Consider the following 17258-nt stretch of genomic DNA (forward strand, 5'->3'; position numbering starts at 1 on the left):
TTTTCATGACGCCGCCGCTGATCCTTGCCTCGCAAAGCCCCTTCCGCCGCATGCTGATGGAAAATGCCGGTCTTGCCTTCGAAGCGCGCGCGGCGGAGATCGACGAGCGCGCGGCCGAAGCGGCGCTCGCCGCGCGCAATCCCACCCCGCCGGACGTTGCTGAGGCGTTGGCGATCGAGAAGGCGAAGGACGTGGCAGGCCGCAATCCGGGCGCACTCGTCATCGGTTCGGACCAGACCCTCTCGCTCGAGGGCCGGGTCTTCCACAAGCCCGCCGACATGGCGGAAGCGAAATCCCACCTCATGGCGATGTCGGGCCGCACCCATGCCCTGAACTGCGGCATCGCGCTGGTGCGCGACGGTGAAACCCTCTGGACCCACGTCTCCATCGCGCGGCTGACGATGCGGCCGCTTTCGGAAGGGTTCATCGACCGGCATCTTGCCCGCGTCGGCACGCGCGTTCTCGCCAGCGTCGGCGCCTATCAGTTGGAGGGGGAGGGCGTGCAGCTCTTCGAGCGGATAGACGGCGACTATTTCACCATTCTCGGCCTGCCGCTTCTTCCGCTGCTGGCTAAACTTCGCGATCTCGGTGCCATCGATGGATGATTCACGTGAAACATCCGCCCGCCATGCCTTCGTCACCGGCTATCCGGTCAAGCATTCGCGTTCGCCACTGATCCATGGCCACTGGCTGGAAAAGCTGGGGCTTGCGGGATCCTATACGCGGCAGGAGGTTTCCCCCGAAGATTTCGCCGGCTTCATTTCCCGCCTGAAGAGCGGTGAATCCGGCTTCGTCGGCGGCAATGTCACCATCCCCCACAAGGAAACGGCCTACGGGCTGGCCGACCGGCCGGATGCGCTCAGCGAGGAGCTCGGCGCGTCGAACACCCTCTGGCTGGAAGATGGTCGGCTTTGCGCCACCAATACCGACGGCTACGGCTTCCTCGCCAATCTCGATGCGGCGGCGCCCGGCTGGAACCGGACGGATCGCGCCGTGATCCTCGGGGCGGGGGGCGCGAGCCGCGCGATCATCCAGGCCGTGCGCGACCGCGGCGTCGGCGAGATCCATGTGGTGAACCGCACCGTCGCCCGCGCGCAGGAACTGGCCGACCGCTTCGGGCCGAAGGTGCATGCCCATGGCATGGAAGCCCTTGCCGAAGTCAAAAAGGGGGCCGGCCTCTTCGTCAACACCACCTCGCTCGGTATGGACGGCGAGGCGGCGCCGGACTTCGATTTCTCGCCGCTCGCAAGCGATGCGGTGGTTACGGATATCGTCTATGTGCCGCTGGTGACGCCGATCCTTCGCCAGGCGTCCGCGCAGGGCTTTGCCACGGTCGATGGCCTCGGCATGCTCCTGCATCAGGCAGTGCCCGGTTTCGAAAAATGGTTCGGCGTCCGGCCCACGGTCGATGCCGCGCTACGTAACCTCATCCTCGCGGACATGGAGACACATTGATGATCGTTCTCGGCCTCACCGGATCGATCGGGACCGGCAAGTCGACGACGGCCGCGATGTTCCGCGATCTCGGCGTGCCGGTGCACGATGCCGATGCGACGGTGCACGATCTCTACCGCGCCGAGGCGGTGGCGCCGGTGGCGGCGCTCTTTCCGGACGCGCTGGAGAACGGCATCATCGACCGCAAGGCGCTTTCCGCCGTTCTCGCGCGTTCCCCGGAACGGTTCGGCGAACTGGAGGCAGTCATCCATCCGCTTGTCCGGGCACGGGAAACGGCCTTTCTCGATGCCGAGCGCCGGAATGGCGCGCCGCTCGTGCTACTCGATATCCCGCTCCTCTACGAAACGGGCGGTGAAAAGCGGGTGGACAAGGTCGTCGTCGTCACCTGCGATCCGCAGGTGCAGCGGCAGCGCGTCCTTGCGCGGCCGGGCATGACGGAGGAGAAATTCCAGCTCATCCTCTCGCGCCAGATGTCGGATGCGGAAAAGCGGCGGCGGGCCGATTTCATCATCGATACGGGCCGGGGGCTTGAAGCGGCGCGCGAACAGGTGGAAGAGATAATCGCAAGACTGACGGAACGGCGGAACTGATGCGCGAGATCATCTTCGATACGGAAACGACCGGCCTCGACAACAAGCTCGACCGTGTCATCGAAATCGGCGGTATAGAGCTGGAGAACCATTTCCCGACCGGCCGCACGCTGCACATCTTCATCAATCCCGGCGACCGCAAGGTCCATCCGGACGCGCTTGCCGTCCACGGCATCACCGACGAGTTCCTGCAGGACAAGCGCCCCTTTGCCGAGGTCGCGCAGGAGATCGTCGATTTCTTCGGCGATGCCCGCTGGGTGGCGCACAATGCCAATTTCGACATGGGCTTCATCAATGCCGAGTTCGACCGGATCGGCCTGCCGCCCGTCGCCTCCGACCGGGTGACGGACACGCTGGCGCTCGCCCGCCGCAAGCATCCGATGGGTCCGAACTCGCTCGACGCGCTGTGCCGGCGCTACGGCATCGACAATTCGCACCGCACCAAGCACGGCGCGCTTCTCGACTCCGAGCTGCTGGCCGAAGTCTATATCGAGATGATCGGCGGCCGGCAGGCGGCGCTCGGTCTCGGCTCGGCGGAAATGGGCCGCCAGACGCTTGTCGATGCGGAAGACGAGGTCGTCCTTCCGCTCGGCGTCCGCCCGCGCCCGCTTCCGCCGCGCATTTCGGAAGAAGAGCGCGCGGCCCATGCGGCCATGGTGGAGAAGATGGGCGCCAAGGCGATCTGGGTGAAATACAGCGCCTAAATCCGGCTCACGATCTCCAGAAACAAAAACGCCCGGCTGCGATGCGGCCGGGCGTTTCGTTTAGGGGAATGGCGGCCTTAGTTGGCCTGGACCTTCGCCTTGACCTGTTCTTCGGCCATGCGCTGGGCGAACATCTGTGCGAAATCGATCGGATCGATCATCAGCGGCGGGAAGCCGCCATTGCGCGTGGCGTCGGCGATGATCTGGCGGGCGAAGGGGAAGAGCAGGCGCGGGCACTCGATGAAGAGGACCGGCAGCATGTGCTCCTGTGGGAAGCCCGTGATGCGGAAGACGCCGCCATAGGCGAGTTCGGCATTGAACAGCACCTTGTCGCCGTCCTTGGCTTCCGCGTTCAGCGAAAGGATGACGTCGAAGTCCGATTCGGCGAGCGGGTTGGCATTGACGTTGACGCTGATATTGATCGCCGGCGCCTTGTCACGGGCCTGCAGCGAACGCGGAGCACCCGGGTTCTCGAAGGAGAAGTCCTTCACATACTGCGCCAGAATGTTGAGCGAGGGGCTCGCGGCGTTGTTGTCGGTGGCTGCGTCGGTCATGGGAGTATCCTCGGGACTCTGGAAAGTCAGGCCATCTAGCATTTCGGCAAAAGGCTTACAACCCTGGGCTCAGCGCGGTTCGTCGCGATGGAAGTCGCCTTCGTCGAGGTCGATCGTGCGGCGCGGCCCCGTCTCGGGGCGTGGGCTTGGACCCGTTCCGCCGATATCGACCACAACGACATTGCGGATCAGCCGGTTCCAGAGAAAATTGCGCACCGGCGGCAGGAAGAGCGCAAGGCCGAGAATGTCGGTGAGGAAGCCCGGAATGAAGAGCAGGATCCCGGCGATCATGATCATCGCCGCATCGAGCATCTCCTTGCCGGGCGCGCGGCCTTCCTGGCCGGATTGCCGGAGCCGGGCGATGACGGCGAAGCCCTGCACCCGCATCAGCACGATGCCGGCGACGGCCGAGAGCACGACCAGCGACAGGGTCGGGAAGAGACCGATCCGCCGCCCGACGAGGATGAAACAGGCGATTTCCGCCAGCGGCAGCAGAAGAAGGATAAGGGGAATGAGACGTCGCGACATGGTGTCCAATCTCGCACAGATTTTCCCGGGCCGATACCGTGGCCTGCATATCCGCGCGTCTTCGCCGCATTCACGTCATAGCCATTTGAATGATCCGTCTTTGCGGACTATATGGAAAAGGAATAAAAAATAGGAACCGGCAGCGGATCGATAATGGGCTCATTCGACTTTGTAACGATTTTCTTCCTCGTGGCTGCGGTGGTCATCTTCCTGCAATTGCGCAGCGTGCTTGGCCGCCGCACCGGCAGCGAGCGTCCGCCCTTCGATCCTTATTCGAAGCGCGAGACCGTGGGCGAGACTGATTCGCCCGACCGCGGCAAGGTCGTCACGCTGCCGCGCCGCGATGTCGACGAGGAGGAAAATCCCTACGCCGCCGTCGACAGCTTCGCCGCGCCGGGAACGCCGCTCAACGATCAGTTGCGCGCTCTCGTCAAGACGGACCCCGCCTTCAACCCGAAGGAATTCGTCGCCGGCGCCCGCATGGCCTACGAGATGATCGTCGTCGCCTTTGCCGACGGCGACCGCAAGACGCTGAAGAACCTCCTGTCACGCGAGGTCTTCGAGGGCTTCGACGCCGCCATCTCCGAGCGCGAGGCCAAGGGCGAGGTCGTGCGCTCCAGCTTCGTCGGCATCGAGAAGGCCGACATCGTCTCCGCCGAGGTCAAGGACAGCGAGGCCAACATCACGCTGCGCATCGTCAGCCAGCTGATTTCCGCCACCTATGACAAGGCCGGCGCGCTGGTCGAGGGCGATGCGGAAACGGTGGCCGAGGTCAACGACCTGTGGACCTTCGCCCGCGACATCCGCTCGCGCGACCCGAACTGGAAGCTGATCGCAACCGAGTCGGAAGGCTGAGCGAGGCTCCAATGGATTACCGTCTGGTCCCGGCCCGGTTTTCGGCGCTTCCCGGCTGGGACGAGGACGATCCGACCCCCTTGCTTGCGGCCATGGGCCGCTGCCGCGATCATATCCGCACTGTAAAGCCCTACAAGACAGGCTCGCTTGGCATCACCGCCGGCGAGCTTCTGGCGCTTCTGGATGCCGCCGCGGATGAAAAGCCCGAGGGCGCCGCCGCCGTGCGCGCCTTCTTCGAAACCCATTGCGTGCCCTTCCGCATCGAGAAGGCGGATGGCACTGCCGGCTTCGTCACCGCCTTTTACGAGCCCGAGGTCGCCGTGAAGGCCGAGCCGGATGCCGACTATCGCTATCCCTTCTACCGCCGGCCCGATGATCTGGTCGACATCGACGACGCTAATCGCCCAGCCGGCCTCCCGGCGGGCTACGCCTTCGGCCTTGCTAAGGACGGCGTCGTCGTCGAGCATCCGGACCGCGGCGAGATCGAGCGCGGCTGTCTGAAGGGCCGCGGGCTGGAAATCGCCTATGCACGCTCGAAGGTGGATGTGTTCTTCGCCCATGTTCAGGGCGCCGCGCGGCTCGTCTATCCCGACGGAGCGATGAAGCGCATCACCTATGCGGCCAAGTCCGGCCACCCGTTCTCGGCTATCGGCAAGCTCCTGATCGACCGCGGCGAGATCGATGCAGCAACCGTCTCAATGGCGTCGATCCGCGACTGGCTGGCACGGCACGAGGACCAGGTGGACGCAGTGCTCTGGCACAATCGTTCCTTCATCTTCTTCAAGGAAGCGGCGGTGGACGATGCCGCGCTCGGCCCCATCGCCGCCGCCAAGGTACCGCTGGTCGCCGGCCGCTCGCTCGCGGTCGACCGGCTGATCCACACCTTCGGCCTGCCCTTCTTCATTACGAGCGACAGCCTCACCCATATGGACGGCGGGAAACCCTTCCGGCGGCTGATGCTGGCGCTCGACACGGGAACGGCCATCGTCGGCCCGGCGCGCGGCGATATCTTCACCGGCTCGGGCGATACGGCCGGTGCGCTCGCCGGCCATGTGCGCAATGCCGCGACCTTCCACATCCTCATCCCCAGGGCGGCGGCGGAGCGCTACCTCCATGCCGAAGGATAAGGCGCTTTCCGGCGAGGACCGCATTCTCTGGGGCAAGGTGGCGCGCAGCACGCGCGCCCTGCCGGGAAAGCTCGATGCCCTGACGGAATTCGAAGAGGCCTTCGCCGAGAAGGTGGTGGAGCAGGAACCGGAACCCGCCCCGAAGGCGGCAAAGGCCGAAAAGCCGGTGGAAGGCATCGCGCTCACCATCGGCCGCGGCAGGGATACCCGCCATCACCCGCTGGAGCGCCCCGTCAAGCGCAAGATCGCCAAGGGCCGCCTCGCTCTCGAGGCGCGCATCGACCTGCACGGCATGATCCAGAGCGAGGCGCACGGCTTCCTGCTCGGCTTCCTCATCAAGGCGCATGAGCGAGGGCTGCGCCATGTCCTCGTCATCACCGGCAAGGGCACCTCGCTCGGCAGCGACGGCGCGCTGAAGCGGGCGGTGCCGCTGTGGTTCTCGCTGCCGGAGTTCCGGCCGCTGATCTCCTCCTACGAGCCGGCCGCCCGCAACCATGGCGGCGAGGGCGCGCTCTATGTCCGCCTCGCCCGCCTGCCGGGGGAAAAGCGATGACGACGCCCTTCGGCAAGGCCGTGCGGCACCTGCGTGACCGCAAGGGCGTCTCGCAGAAGGAGATGGCGCTGGCGCTCGGCGTCAGCCCCGCCTATCTCTCGGCGCTGGAGCACGGCAAGCGCGGCATGCCGAGCTTCGATTTCCTCCAGCGCGTCGCCGGCTACTTCAACGTCATCTGGGACGAGGCCGAGGAACTCTTCCGTATCGCCGAGATTTCAGACCCCCGCGTGGTGGTCGACACGGCCGGTCTTCCGCCGGAATACACGGCCTTCGCCAACCGGCTCGCGGCCGAAATCGCCGGCCTGCCGCCCGAGACCGTGCGCCGCCTTGCCGGCATTCTCGAAAAAGCATGCAATTCACGGGTAAAACCGGGGTGATCCCCTGATTTCTGCCGTGTTTGGCCGCTCTCTGGTTTGGAACTTGGGGTCAAAATCCCTATATTCCATGACTTGGAAAGCGGTGATTCGCCGCGCTCCCGCCGACCCGCGAAACCTTTGGCGCGAAACCTCTGGAAAGACGCTTGAATGACTGACACACCCGAGACCGAAAACGGCCCGGCCGAGTATGGCGCAGATTCGATCAAGGTCCTCAAGGGACTCGATGCCGTGCGCAAGCGCCCGGGCATGTATATCGGCGACACCGACGACGGCTCGGGCCTGCATCATATGGTCTACGAGGTGGTCGACAACGCCATCGACGAGGCGCTGGCCGGCCATGCCGACATCGTGACGGTGACGCTCAACGCGGACGGCTCGGTGACGGTGACGGACAACGGCCGCGGCATCCCGACCGACATCCACAAGGAAGAGGGCGTCTCGGCGGCCGAGGTCATCATGACCCAGCTCCATGCCGGCGGCAAATTCGACCAGAACTCCTACAAGGTTTCCGGCGGTCTGCATGGCGTGGGCGTTTCCGTGGTGAACGCGCTTTCCGTCTCGCTGAAGCTGAAGATCCGCCGCTCCGGCAAGATCCACGAGATGAGCTTCACCCATGGCGTTGCCGACGGCCCGCTGAAGGTAACGGGCGAGGCCGGCGACGAGACGGGCACGGAAGTCACCTTCCTGCCGTCGCCCCAGACCTTCTCGAACATCGAGTTCAACTATTCGACGCTGGAACACCGCCTGCGCGAGCTCGCCTTCCTCAATTCCGGCGTGCGCATTCTCCTCACCGACCGCCGCCATTCGGACGTCAAACAGGACGAGCTGATGTACGAGGGCGGCCTCGAAGCCTTCGTCATCTATCTCGACCGCGCCAAGAAGCCGCTGGTCGACAAGCCGATTGCCATCAGGGGCGAAAAGGACGGCATCACCGTCGAAGTCGCCATGTGGTGGAACGACAGCTACCACGAGAACGTGCTCTGCTTCACCAACAACATCCCGCAGCGCGACGGCGGCACGCATATGGCCGGCTTCCGCGGCGCGCTGACCCGCCAGGTCGTCTCCTATGCCGAAGGCTCCGGCATCATGAAGAAGGAAAAGGTGACGCTGACGGGCGATGACTGCCGCGAGGGCCTCACCGCCGTTCTCTCCGTGAAGGTGCCGGATCCGAAATTCTCCTCGCAGACCAAGGACAAGCTGGTTTCTTCGGAAGTCCGCCCGGTCGTCGAAAGCCTCGTCAACGAGGCGCTGAGCATCTGGATGGAAGAGCATCCGACCGACGCCAAGACCCTGATCGGCAAGGTGGTCGAGGCCGCCGCCGCCCGCGAAGCCGCCCGCAAGGCGCGCGAGCTGACGCGGCGCAAGGGCGCGCTCGATATCTCCTCGCTGCCCGGCAAGCTCGCCGACTGCTCCGAGCGCGATCCGGCGAAGTCCGAGCTCTTCCTCGTCGAGGGCGATTCGGCCGGCGGCTCCGCCAAGCAGGGCCGTTCGCGCGAGAACCAGGCCATCCTCCCGCTGCGCGGCAAGATTCTCAATGTCGAGCGCGCGCGCTTCGACAAGATGCTGTCGAGCCAGGAAATCGGCACGCTGATCACCGCGCTCGGCACCTCCATCGGCAAGGACGAGTTCAACGCCGACAAGCTGCGCTACCACAAGATCATCATCATGACGGACGCCGACGTCGACGGCGCCCATATCCGCACCCTGCTGCTCACCTTCTTCTTCCGCCAGATGCCGGAGCTGATCGAGCGCGGCCATCTCTATATCGCCCAGCCGCCGCTCTATAAGGTGGCGCGCGGCAAGTCCGGCCAGTACCTGAAGAACGAAAAGGCGCTGGAGGATTACCTGATCGGCTCCGGCCTCGACGACGCGGCGCTGGAGCTTTCCTCCGGCGAAGTGCGCGCCGGTCAGGATATCCTGGAACTCATCCAGGACGCGCTGCGCCTGCGCGCGCTGCTCGACGGCCTGCATTCGCGCTACAACCGTGCCATCGTCGAACAGGCGGCGATCGCCGGTGCACTGAACCTCGAGCTCAGCCATGACCGCGATGCCTATGCCGCGAAGGCTCAGGATGTCGCCCGCCGTCTCGACCTCATCGCCGAGGAGACGGAACGCGGCTGGGAAGGCTCCGTCGCCTCCGACGGGGGCCTGCGCTTCGAGCGCATGGTGCGCGGCGTCAAGGAATTCGCCCATCTCGACATGGCGCTGATCGGCTCGTCCGACGCGCGTCATATCGACCAGCTCTCGGCCCGCCTGAAGGAGACCTACATGGTGCCGCCGGTGCTGCGCCGAAAGGACGGGCAGGTCGAGATTTCCGGCCCGCGCGCCCTGCTCGACGCGATCTTCGCCGCCGGCCGCAAGGGCCTTTCCATGCAGCGCTACAAGGGCCTCGGCGAGATGAACGCCGAGCAGCTCTGGGAAACGACGCTCGATCCGAACGTCCGCTCGCTGCTGCAGGTGAAGGTCAACGATGCGACCGATGCCGACGGCCTCTTCGCCCGCCTGATGGGCGACGAGGTGGAGCCGCGGCGCGACTTCATCCAGGAAAACGCCCTCAGCGTCGCCAACCTCGACATCTGATCAGGAAAGCCGCCGAAAGGCGGCTTTCTTCTGCCTGCGCCGGTCTGAACCGACCCTCGCCTCCACCTTCACTTCGCACCGCCCTCTCCGCCGTCATGGTCGGGCCCGACCCGACCATCCACGTCCGGGGGGTGATCCTCGGGCAAGCCCGAGGATGGCGTGGTGGGCCTGCCGCAGTAAAGGCGGGAAGACGCCCGTCACTCAGGCCGTGAACCGACCTTCCGAGACGAATTCCGCCACCGGCTTGCGCGTGCTCGGCACCTCGCGCTTCATCAGGTCTTCCGGCAGCGTCTCCTTCGGCGCGATCCTGCCGATGGCGACCGCCGCCTCGACGCGGAAGCCCTCGGGGATGCCAAGAACCTCCATCGCCTCCGCGCGGTCGATGCCGCCCATGCCGTGGGCATGGTAGCCGGCATGGGTCGCCTGCAGGGCGAGATAGGCCCAGGCCGCGCCGGTGTCGAAGGCGTGGGTATAGGCCGGGCGCATCTCGCCGTCGGCGCCCTTGCGGTGGGTCTGCGAGACGATGACCACAAGCACCGAGGCCTTGTCCGCCCAGCGCCGGTTGCCCTCGTCCAGCGTGCTGTAGATCGCGTCGAAGGCCGCGCTGCCGCGGTGGCCGTAGATGAAGCGCCAGGGCTGGCCGTTGGCGGCCGACGGTGCCCAGCGCGCCGCCTCGAACAGCGAAAGCAGCGTCTCGTGCGGCATGGCCTCGCCGGTGAAGGCGCGGGGCGACCAGCGGTCGAGGAAGACGGGGTCGATGGCGTGGTCCGCGGTGCGGCCGGTGGGATGGGTCATTGCAAAGCCTCGAATGTTCAAATCAGCGGCCTGAACCTAAAGCAGTCCGGCCCGTTGCGCAGCGTTTTTGCGACGGCAAGCATATGAAATAAGCCGGCGGATTGGAAACGTGCCGATGGCCGGCCGAAGGTGAAAATCCCGTCCCGTCGCATTGTCGAAACCGGGTGGGACGCAATATAACCGTTGCGACACGTCAGACGGCATCGCGAAATGGGAGATATCCGATGAGCCTCAAAGACCCGAGCCTGCTTCGCCAGGCAGCCCTTGTCGGCACGCGCTGGATCGAAGCGGATGCGAGCGGCATTGCGGTGAAGAACCCGGCGACGGGCGAGCTCGTCGGCCATGTGCCGAAGCTCGGCGCGAAGGAAACGAAGGAAGCGATCGACGCGGCGGCAGAGGCCCAGAAGGCCTGGGCCGCCCGTACCGCCAAGGAACGCTCGGCCGTGCTGCGCAAGTGGTTCGACCTGATGATCGAGAACAAGGACGATCTCGGCCGCATCCTGACGATGGAACAGGGCAAGCCGCTCGCCGAAGCCACCGGCGAGATCGTCTATGGCGCCAGCTTCGTCGAATGGTTCGCCGAGGAGGCCCGCCGCGTCTATGGCGACATCATGCCCGGCCACCAGAAGGACAAGCGCATCCTCGTGATGAAGCAGCCGATCGGCGTCGTCGCGGCGATCACGCCCTGGAACTTCCCGAATGCCATGATCACCCGCAAGGCCGGCCCCGCCTTCGCCGCCGGCTGCGCCATGGTGCTGAAGCCCGCCTCGCAGACGCCCTTCTCGGCGATCGCCCTTGCGATCCTTGCCGAGCGCGCGGGCCTTCCCGCCGGCCTCTTCTCCGTCATCACCGGCTCGGCGCGCGAGATCGGCGCCGAGATGACCGCCAACCCGACCGTCCGCAAGCTCACCTTCACCGGCTCGACGGAAATCGGCGCCGAGCTCTACAAGCAGTGCGCGCCGACCATCAAGAAGCTCGGCCTGGAGCTCGGCGGCAACGCGCCTTTCATCGTCTTCGACGACGCCGATCTCGATGCGGCGGTCGAAGGCGCGCTGATCGCCAAGTTCCGCAACAACGGCCAGACCTGCGTGTGCGCCAACCGGCTCTATGTGCAGGACGCCGTCTATGATGCCTTCTCCGAAAAGCTCGCCGCCGCCGTCGGCAGGCTGAAGACCGGCAACGGCTTCGACGAGGGCGTGGTGCTCGGTCCGCTGATCGACAATGCCGCGCTGGAAAAGGTGGAAGAGCATGTCGCCGACGCCGTGAAGAAGGGCGGCCGGGTCGTGCAGGGCGGCAAGCGCCATGCGCTCGGCGGCACCTTCTACGAGGCGACCGTCCTTGCCGACGTGACGCCGGACATGGCGGTTGCGCGCGAAGAGACCTTCGGCCCCGTCGCCCCGCTCTTCCGCTTCACGGACGAGGACGATGTCATCGCGCAGGCCAACGACACGGAATTTGGCCTCGCCTCTTATTTCTACGCCAAGGACCTGTCGCGCGTCTTCCGCGTTGCCGAGGCGCTGGAATACGGCATGGTCGGCGTCAATACCGGCCTCATCTCGACGGCGGAGGCGCCGTTCGGCGGCGTCAAGCTCTCCGGCCTCGGCCGCGAGGGCTCGAAATACGGCATCGAGGAGTTCACCGAGATGAAATATGTCTGCCTCGGCGGCATCGGCTGAAAATAGCCTTCATCCTGTTTTCCGGCCGGCATCGTCCGGCCGGTTTGGTTTTTGAAGAGGAATATATCGTGGCAGCACCGAAAAACGCCTTCAAGGCCGCGCTTCGCGAAGGCCGGTTCCAGCTTGGCCTGTGGGCGGCGGTCGGCAGTCCCTATGCGGCGGAGATCCTTTCCACCAGCGGCTACGACTGGCTGCTGATCGACGGCGAGCACGGCCCGAATGACATGCCGATGATCAGCGCGCAGATCGGCGCGCTGCGCCATTCGCCGACTCATGCCATGGTGCGCCCGCCGATGGGCGAGGCCTGGCTGCTCAAGCAGCTCCTCGACCAGGGCGCCCAGACCTTCCTCATCCCCATGGTCGAATCGGCCGAGCAGGCGAAGGCGCTGGTGCGCGCGCTGCGCTATCCGCCGCACGGCATCCGCGGCGTCGGCGCCGGCCTCGGCCGCGCCAGCGATTTCAACCGCACGCCCGATTATCTGGCGACGGCCAATGACGAGGTCTGCCTGATCGTGCAGGTGGAAAGCCGGGCGGGCTTTGCCGCCATCGACGATATCGCCGCGGTCGAAGGGGTCGATGGCGTCTTCATCGGTCCTTCCGACCTTGCCGCGGATATGGGCCTCCTCGGCGATCCCGGCGCGCCGGAAGTGCTGGCGACGATCGGCAAGATCTTCGAGCGCACCAAGGCCCATGGCAAGGCGCGCGGCATCATGACGGTCTCGTTGCAGCAGGCGGAGGTCTACCGGGATCTCGGCGCGGACTTCATGGCGATCGGCACCGACGTCAATTGCCTCGTCTCGGCCGTCGAGACCCTGCGCCGCACCTTCCTCGGCGAGACCGTGACGGAAAAGCGCGGCGGCGGTTACTGAAACCGGGCTCCGGAGGCGGCGATTGACGGCAATCCGTCCATTGTCGATAAAGACGAAACAAGCTGGCGGGAGGACGCCGGCCGGGAGGCATCATGCAGACGCGGACCATCGGCAGGACGGATCTTGCCGTGACCGAATTCGGCTTCGGTACGGCGCCGCTCGGCGGGCTCTACCGGGCCTGCCCGCGCGACGTCGCGATGGCGACGCTGGAAACCGCCTGGCAGGAGGGCCTGCGCTACTACGACACCGCCCCCTGGTACGGCTTCGGCCTTGCGGAGCGCTATGTCGGCGATTTCCTGCGCGACAAGCCGAAGGGAAGCTATGTGCTGTCGACGAAGGTCGGCCGCGTCATGCAGCCGGCCGAGGGCGATACGGTGCCGAATTATGGCTTCGTCGATCCGCTGCCCTTCGGTGCGCGCTACGACTACAGCTATGACGGCATCATGCGCTGCCTCGAGCTGAGCTATACCCGGCTCGGCCTCAACCGGATCGATATCCTCTATGTGCACGATATCGGCGTCTATACGCATGGCGCGGAGCGCAATGCGGTCTATCTGCGCCAGCTCCTCGATTCCGGCCTCAAGGCGCTCTCCGAGCTGAAATCCTCCGGCACCATCAAGGCTTTCGGCCTCGGCGTGAACGAGGTGCCCGTCTGCCTCGATATCCTGCGCGAGGCCGATCTCGACTGCATTCTGCTTGCCGGCCGCTACACGCTGCTCGACCGCTCCGCCGTGGAGGAACTGCTGCCGCTCTGCGGGAGGAAGGGGACCTCGCTGGTGGTCGGTGGCGTCTTCAATTCAGGCATCCTGGCGACGGGTCCGGTCGAGGGCGCGCATTTCGACTATATGCCGGCAACGCCGGAGGTCGCGGAAAAGGTCGGCGCGATGATGGGGATCGCCGCGGAACGCGGCGTGCCGCTCGCGGCAGCAGCCCTGCAGTTTCCGCTGCGCCGCCCCGCTGTCACCTCGGTCCTGCTCGGCACCGCGAAGCCGGAAAGCCTGCGCCGCAACATGGCGCTGGCGCGCATGGACCTGCCGAAGGATATTTACCCGGCTTTCGAGCCTCATACGCTGGTGGCGCCCGAGCTGGGGCTCGAGCCCGTCCGCGAATAACATTCGATCGAGGAGGATCGAAATCCATGTTGAAAGGCATTCACCCGCTGCTCGGTCCCGATCTCCTGCATGCCATCCGCACGATGGGGCATGGAGACGACATCGTCATCGCGGACGCCAATTTCCCCTCCAGCTTCCTCGGTCCGAAGGTCATCCGGGCCGACGGCGTCGATGCGGTGGCGATCACGGAGGCCATTCTGGCGCATATGCCGCTCGACACCTTCGTTCCCGAGGCCGCCTGGCGCATGGAGGTGGTGGGCGATCCGGCCGCGGTGCCGGAGGTCTGCGCGACCTTCCAGAGCCTCGTGAACCGCCTCGCCGGCGATTTCACGGTACACGCCGTCGAGCGCTTCGCCTTCTACGAGATGGCGAAGAAGGCGGCCTATATCGTCGCCACCACGGAATTCCGCCTTTACGGCAATATCATCCTGAAGAAGGGCGTCGTGCATCCGCATGAGGTCTACCGGGTCTAGCAGAACCCTTTCGACCATATTGGCAGTCGCAATGCGCCCGGAGCCGATTTCGAGCATCCGTGACGGCCGCTTCCCTCTTGACCTTGCCTGCGGGCGACGGAAAAATCCAGCCGCATCAAGGCCATCGTGCGCGCTGCCGCATAGGAAGGAATGGAATCCATGAGCAATCTTCAGGGCAGGACCGTGCTGGTGACGGCGGCGGGGCAGGGCATCGGGCGTGCGTCGGCGCTGGCCTTCCAGCGCGCGGGCGCGACGGTGATCGCCACGGACGTCAACCCGGAAACGCTCTCCAGCCTTGCGGATGAGAGCGGCATGGCAACGCGCCTCCTCAACGTTCTCGACGATGCTGCCGTTTCCGCCGTTGTCGCCGATATCGGCCGCATCGACGTGCTCTTCAATTGCGCCGGCGTGGTGCATGGCGGCACGATCCTGGAGATGAAGGAGGACGACCTCGCCTTCGCCTGGAACCTCAACGTGCTCGCCATGGTGCGCACCATCCGTGCCGTGTTGCCGGGCATGCTGGAACGCGGCGACGGCGCCATCGTCAACATGGCCTCGGTCGCTTCCAGCGTGAAGGGTGTGCCGAACCGCTTCGCCTATGGCGTCACCAAGGCCGCCGTCATCGGCCTTACCAAGGCGGTCGCCGCCGATTATGTCGGCAAGGGCATCCGCTGCAACGCCATCTGCCCCGGCACGGTGGAAAGCCCCTCCCTGCAGGACCGGATGCGCGCCGGGGGAGACTATGACGCCGCCCGCGCCGCCTTCATCGCCCGCCAGCCGATGGGGCGGATCGGCACGCCCGAGGAGATCGCCGATCTTGCGGTGCACCTTGCCGGCGCCACCTACACGACCGGCCAGGCCTATGTCATCGACGGCGGCTGGACCGGCTGAATCCCGTTCATTCTGGCGAAAGGTTCGCGGGCGTAGGATGCTCCCCGTGGAATGTTGCCACGCAGCGAAAACCTGTTAGTGTTTTCGCAATTGCGGAAACCGGGTGAGACGGCGGGGCATGAGTCCCCGCCGGGAAATGGGATAACGCGCAGATGTACTACCAGCTCTACGAACTCAATCATGCGATGATGGCGCCCTGGCGCGCCGCGGCGGACCAGATGCGCATTGCCTTCCGCAATCCGCTCAACCCGCTCTCCCACACCTATTTCGGCCGCACCATGGCCGCCGGCTTCGAGGTGCTCGAGCGTACCACCCGGCGCTACGGCAAGCCGGCTTTCGGCCTCGATACCACGGTCATCGAGGGCAAGCCCGTCTCCGTGCATGAAAAGGTCGTCTGGCAGCGCCCCTTCTGCAACCTCATCCATTTCGAGCGCTGTCTGCCCGCCGGCCATCGCAAGGATCCGAAGATCCTGATCGTCGCGCCGATGTCGGGCCACTATGCAACGCTGCTGCGCGGTACCGTCGAGGCGATGCTGCCCCATGCGGAAGTGCACATCACCGACTGGATCGACGCGCGCATGGTGCCGCTCTCCGAGGGCACCTTCGATCTCGACGACTATATCGATTACGTCATCCAGATGTTGCATGCGCTGGGGCCGGATACCCATGTCATCGCCGTCTGCCAGCCGGCCGTGCCGGTTCTGGCGGCCGTGGCCGTGATGGAGGCCGAGGACGATCCGCTCTCGCCCGCCACCATGACGCTGATGGGCGGGCCGATCGACACGCGCATCAACCCGACCGCCGTGAACAAGCTCGCCGAGGAAAAGCCGATCGAGTGGTTCCGCGACAATGTCGTCATGCCGGTGCCGTGGCCGCAGCCGGGCTTCATGCGCATGGTCTATCCGGGTTTCCTGCAGCTTTCCGGCTTCATGTCGATGAACCTCGACCGCCATGTCATCGCGCACAAGGAATTTTTCGCCCATCTCGTGAAGAACGATGGCGATGCCGCGGAAAAGCACCGCGACTTCTACGATGAATATCTCGCCGTCATGGACCTGACGGCCGAATTCTATCTGCAGACGGTGGAAACGGTCTTCATGAAGCACGCCCTGCCGAAGGGCGAGATGATGCACCGGACGCGGCCCGTCGACACGACGGCGATCCGCAAGGTGGCGCTGCTCACCGTCGAGGGCGAGAACGACGATATTTCCGGCGTCGGCCAGACCGAGGCGGCGCAGACCATCTGCACCAATATCCCGGATCATATGCGGATGCATTATGTCCAGCCGGATGTCGGTCACTACGGCGTCTTCAACGGCTCGCGCTTCCGCAGGGAGATCGCGCCGCGCATCCTCTCCTTCATCGCCGCGCATGGCCGGGGCGAAAAGGCAAAGACGGTGCCGCGCGTCATCAAGGGCGGGAAATCCGGCGACGCCGCCTGATTTTCCGGGCTCGTTTCAGGCACTTGCCCGAATCTCCCGGGCATTGCCTTGAACGCCCGGGCCGGTCTGCCCACATCGGAATCACCGGAAGCCGGAGTGGTTTCCGCCGATCGTGAGGAAGATTGCACATGAACCAGTCAGCACTGATTCGTCCGGACTGGACGCCTGCGACCATCGCCCTGATGGTGCTCGGCTTCGTGGTGTTCTGGCCGCTCGGCCTTGCCATGCTTGCCTACATCATCTTCGGCGACCGCCTGAAAAACTTCAAGAAAGACGCCAACGACACCGTGGACGGCATGTTCGCCTCCTGCCGCGGCAAGTTCCGCGGTGGCCGCAACCGTGGCCATGCCTTCCGCAGCGCCACCGGCAATGCCGCCTTCGACGACTGGCGTGACGCCGAGCTCGCCCGCCTCGACGAGGAGCGCCGCAAGCTCGACGAGATGCGCGAGGAGTTCGACGCCTACAGCCGCGAACTGCGCCGCGCCAAGGACCAGGAGGAGTTCGACCGCTTCATGCGCGAACGCCGCGCCAGGGGCCAGAGCGACGTCCCGGGTTTTCCGGCCACGTAAGGACGCCTGGGCAGTCCGTTCCCGTCCTCCCGTCCTCCTCGAGCCAGACTCGAACTGAGGATGGAGAGGAAAAGTGACCCACCGTTGAAAATCGACCGGCGCCGCGTG

Annotated in this window: 18 protein-coding genes and 2 pseudogenes; 17 read left to right on the forward strand and 3 right to left on the reverse strand. The window is 65.4% G+C overall.

What is annotated here, in order from left to right:
* Positions 1-5 precede the first annotated feature (5 nt).
* Genes DSD28_RS18795 through dnaQ form a run of 4 tightly spaced genes read left to right on the forward strand, consistent with a single transcriptional unit; the run spans position 6 to position 2749 of the window.
* The gene (locus DSD28_RS18795; protein ID WP_119257948.1) at positions 6-605 is read left to right on the forward strand and encodes a Maf-like protein; all 600 of its coding nucleotides are present in this window, start codon (positions 6-8) and stop codon (positions 603-605) included.
* On the forward strand, positions 598-1455 hold the full coding sequence (locus DSD28_RS18800; protein WP_119257949.1) for a shikimate dehydrogenase: 858 nt from the start codon (positions 598-600) through the stop codon (positions 1453-1455). The genes DSD28_RS18795 and DSD28_RS18800 overlap by 8 nt, the downstream gene beginning before the upstream one ends.
* Complete coding sequence (gene coaE / locus DSD28_RS18805; RefSeq protein WP_119257950.1) at positions 1455-2045, forward strand: dephospho-CoA kinase; 591 nt, start codon at positions 1455-1457, stop codon at positions 2043-2045. The genes DSD28_RS18800 and coaE overlap by 1 nt, the downstream gene beginning before the upstream one ends.
* Positions 2045-2749, forward strand: coding sequence for a DNA polymerase III subunit epsilon (gene dnaQ / locus DSD28_RS18810; protein WP_119257951.1), 705 nt, complete (start codon positions 2045-2047; stop codon positions 2747-2749). The genes coaE and dnaQ overlap by 1 nt, the downstream gene beginning before the upstream one ends.
* 77 nt (positions 2750-2826) lie before the next feature.
* On the opposite strand, the gene secB is transcribed toward dnaQ, so the two are convergent.
* Together secB and DSD28_RS18820 are read right to left on the reverse strand one after the other, a co-directional pair.
* On the reverse strand, positions 2827-3303 hold the full coding sequence (secB, locus tag DSD28_RS18815; protein ID WP_119257952.1) for a protein-export chaperone SecB: 477 nt from the start codon (positions 3301-3303) through the stop codon (positions 2827-2829).
* Positions 3304-3372: 69 nt separating this feature from the next.
* Positions 3373-3831: an FxsA family protein gene (locus DSD28_RS18820; protein WP_119257953.1), complete on the reverse strand. Its 459-nt coding sequence runs from the start codon at positions 3829-3831 to the stop codon at positions 3373-3375.
* Positions 3832-3984: 153 nt separating this feature from the next.
* On the opposite strand from DSD28_RS18820, the gene DSD28_RS18825 reads away from it, so the two are divergent.
* The 6 genes and pseudogenes from DSD28_RS18825 (at position 3985) to gyrB (ending at position 9323) form a co-directional block, all read left to right on the forward strand.
* A complete protein-coding gene (locus DSD28_RS18825) occupies positions 3985-4686 on the forward strand; it encodes a Tim44/TimA family putative adaptor protein (protein WP_119257954.1) in 702 nt (233 codons plus the stop codon).
* Between the two features lie 11 nt (positions 4687-4697).
* Positions 4698-5813: a murein transglycosylase A gene (gene mltA, locus DSD28_RS18830; protein ID WP_119257955.1), complete on the forward strand. Its 1116-nt coding sequence runs from the start codon at positions 4698-4700 to the stop codon at positions 5811-5813.
* A pseudogene (locus DSD28_RS26500) lies at positions 5800-5902 on the forward strand (Smr/MutS family protein); the annotation flags it as partial. The gene mltA and the pseudogene DSD28_RS26500, both read left to right, overlap by 14 nt.
* A 119-nt stretch (positions 5903-6021) precedes the next feature.
* A pseudogene (locus tag DSD28_RS26505) lies at positions 6022-6366 on the forward strand (Smr/MutS family protein); the annotation flags it as partial.
* A complete protein-coding gene (locus DSD28_RS18840; protein WP_119257957.1) occupies positions 6363-6743 on the forward strand; it encodes a helix-turn-helix domain-containing protein in 381 nt (126 codons plus the stop codon). The pseudogene DSD28_RS26505 and the gene DSD28_RS18840, both read left to right, overlap by 4 nt.
* A 147-nt stretch (positions 6744-6890) precedes the next feature.
* A complete protein-coding gene (gyrB, locus tag DSD28_RS18845) occupies positions 6891-9323 on the forward strand; it encodes a DNA topoisomerase (ATP-hydrolyzing) subunit B (protein WP_119257958.1) in 2433 nt (810 codons plus the stop codon).
* Between the two features lie 201 nt (positions 9324-9524).
* On the opposite strand, the gene DSD28_RS18850 is transcribed toward gyrB, so the two are convergent.
* Positions 9525-10118, reverse strand: a complete 594-nt coding sequence (locus tag DSD28_RS18850; RefSeq protein ID WP_119257959.1) for a nitroreductase family protein — start codon at positions 10116-10118, stop codon at positions 9525-9527.
* Between the two features lie 224 nt (positions 10119-10342).
* Here DSD28_RS18850 and gabD point away from each other — a divergent pair, with 224 nt between their 5' ends.
* From gabD to DSD28_RS18885, 7 genes are all read left to right on the forward strand, one after another.
* Complete coding sequence (gene gabD, locus DSD28_RS18855) at positions 10343-11794, forward strand: NADP-dependent succinate-semialdehyde dehydrogenase (protein ID WP_119257960.1); 1452 nt, start codon at positions 10343-10345, stop codon at positions 11792-11794.
* Positions 11795-11862: 68 nt separating this feature from the next.
* Positions 11863-12663, forward strand: a complete 801-nt coding sequence (locus tag DSD28_RS18860) for an HpcH/HpaI aldolase family protein (protein WP_119257961.1) — start codon at positions 11863-11865, stop codon at positions 12661-12663.
* A gap of 92 nt (positions 12664-12755) precedes the next feature.
* Positions 12756-13775: an aldo/keto reductase gene (locus DSD28_RS18865; RefSeq protein ID WP_119257962.1), complete on the forward strand. Its 1020-nt coding sequence runs from the start codon at positions 12756-12758 to the stop codon at positions 13773-13775.
* 26 nt (positions 13776-13801) lie between these two features.
* Entirely contained in the window at positions 13802-14248 is a 447-nt protein-coding gene (locus DSD28_RS18870; protein WP_119257963.1) for an RbsD/FucU family protein, read from the forward strand.
* Positions 14249-14407: 159 nt separating this feature from the next.
* Entirely contained in the window at positions 14408-15139 is a 732-nt protein-coding gene (locus DSD28_RS18875; protein ID WP_119258022.1) for an SDR family oxidoreductase, read from the forward strand.
* Positions 15140-15291: 152 nt separating this feature from the next.
* On the forward strand, positions 15292-16581 hold the full coding sequence (gene phaZ, locus DSD28_RS18880) for a polyhydroxyalkanoate depolymerase (protein ID WP_119257964.1): 1290 nt from the start codon (positions 15292-15294) through the stop codon (positions 16579-16581).
* 128 nt (positions 16582-16709) lie between these two features.
* Positions 16710-17150 carry a DUF2852 domain-containing protein gene (locus DSD28_RS18885; protein ID WP_119257965.1) on the forward strand — a complete coding sequence of 147 codons (441 nt, stop codon included), beginning with the start codon at positions 16710-16712 and terminating at the stop codon, positions 17148-17150.
* Positions 17151-17258 lie beyond the last annotated feature (108 nt).

The organism is Shinella zoogloeoides (genome assembly GCF_003574625.1).
Taxonomy (GTDB): Bacteria; Pseudomonadota; Alphaproteobacteria; order Rhizobiales; family Rhizobiaceae; genus Shinella; species Shinella zoogloeoides_A.

Excerpts from the sequence above, each read along its gene's own strand:
- DSD28_RS18885 (WP_119257965.1), top strand. The coding sequence starts at position 16,710 with ATGAACCAGTCAGCACTGATTCGTCCGGACTGGACGCCTGCGACCATC.
- DSD28_RS18820 (WP_119257953.1), bottom strand. The coding sequence starts at position 3,831 with ATGTCGCGACGTCTCATTCCCCTTATCCTTCTTCTGCTGCCGCTGGCG.
- phaZ (WP_119257964.1), top strand. The coding sequence starts at position 15,292 with ATGTACTACCAGCTCTACGAACTCAATCATGCGATGATGGCGCCCTGG.
- DSD28_RS18800 (WP_119257949.1), top strand. The coding sequence starts at position 598 with ATGGATGATTCACGTGAAACATCCGCCCGCCATGCCTTCGTCACCGGC.
- mltA (WP_119257955.1), top strand. The coding sequence starts at position 4,698 with ATGGATTACCGTCTGGTCCCGGCCCGGTTTTCGGCGCTTCCCGGCTGG.
- coaE (WP_119257950.1), top strand. The coding sequence starts at position 1,455 with ATGATCGTTCTCGGCCTCACCGGATCGATCGGGACCGGCAAGTCGACG.
- DSD28_RS18840 (WP_119257957.1), top strand. The coding sequence starts at position 6,363 with ATGACGACGCCCTTCGGCAAGGCCGTGCGGCACCTGCGTGACCGCAAG.
- DSD28_RS18850 (WP_119257959.1), bottom strand. The coding sequence starts at position 10,118 with ATGACCCATCCCACCGGCCGCACCGCGGACCACGCCATCGACCCCGTC.
- gabD (WP_119257960.1), top strand. The coding sequence starts at position 10,343 with ATGAGCCTCAAAGACCCGAGCCTGCTTCGCCAGGCAGCCCTTGTCGGC.
- secB (WP_119257952.1), bottom strand. The coding sequence starts at position 3,303 with ATGACCGACGCAGCCACCGACAACAACGCCGCGAGCCCCTCGCTCAAC.
- gyrB (WP_119257958.1), top strand. The coding sequence starts at position 6,891 with ATGACTGACACACCCGAGACCGAAAACGGCCCGGCCGAGTATGGCGCA.
- DSD28_RS18795 (WP_119257948.1), top strand. The coding sequence starts at position 6 with ATGACGCCGCCGCTGATCCTTGCCTCGCAAAGCCCCTTCCGCCGCATG.
- DSD28_RS18865 (WP_119257962.1), top strand. The coding sequence starts at position 12,756 with ATGCAGACGCGGACCATCGGCAGGACGGATCTTGCCGTGACCGAATTC.
- DSD28_RS18875 (WP_119258022.1), top strand. The coding sequence starts at position 14,408 with ATGAGCAATCTTCAGGGCAGGACCGTGCTGGTGACGGCGGCGGGGCAG.
- dnaQ (WP_119257951.1), top strand. The coding sequence starts at position 2,045 with ATGCGCGAGATCATCTTCGATACGGAAACGACCGGCCTCGACAACAAG.
- DSD28_RS18870 (WP_119257963.1), top strand. The coding sequence starts at position 13,802 with ATGTTGAAAGGCATTCACCCGCTGCTCGGTCCCGATCTCCTGCATGCC.
- DSD28_RS18825 (WP_119257954.1), top strand. The coding sequence starts at position 3,985 with ATGGGCTCATTCGACTTTGTAACGATTTTCTTCCTCGTGGCTGCGGTG.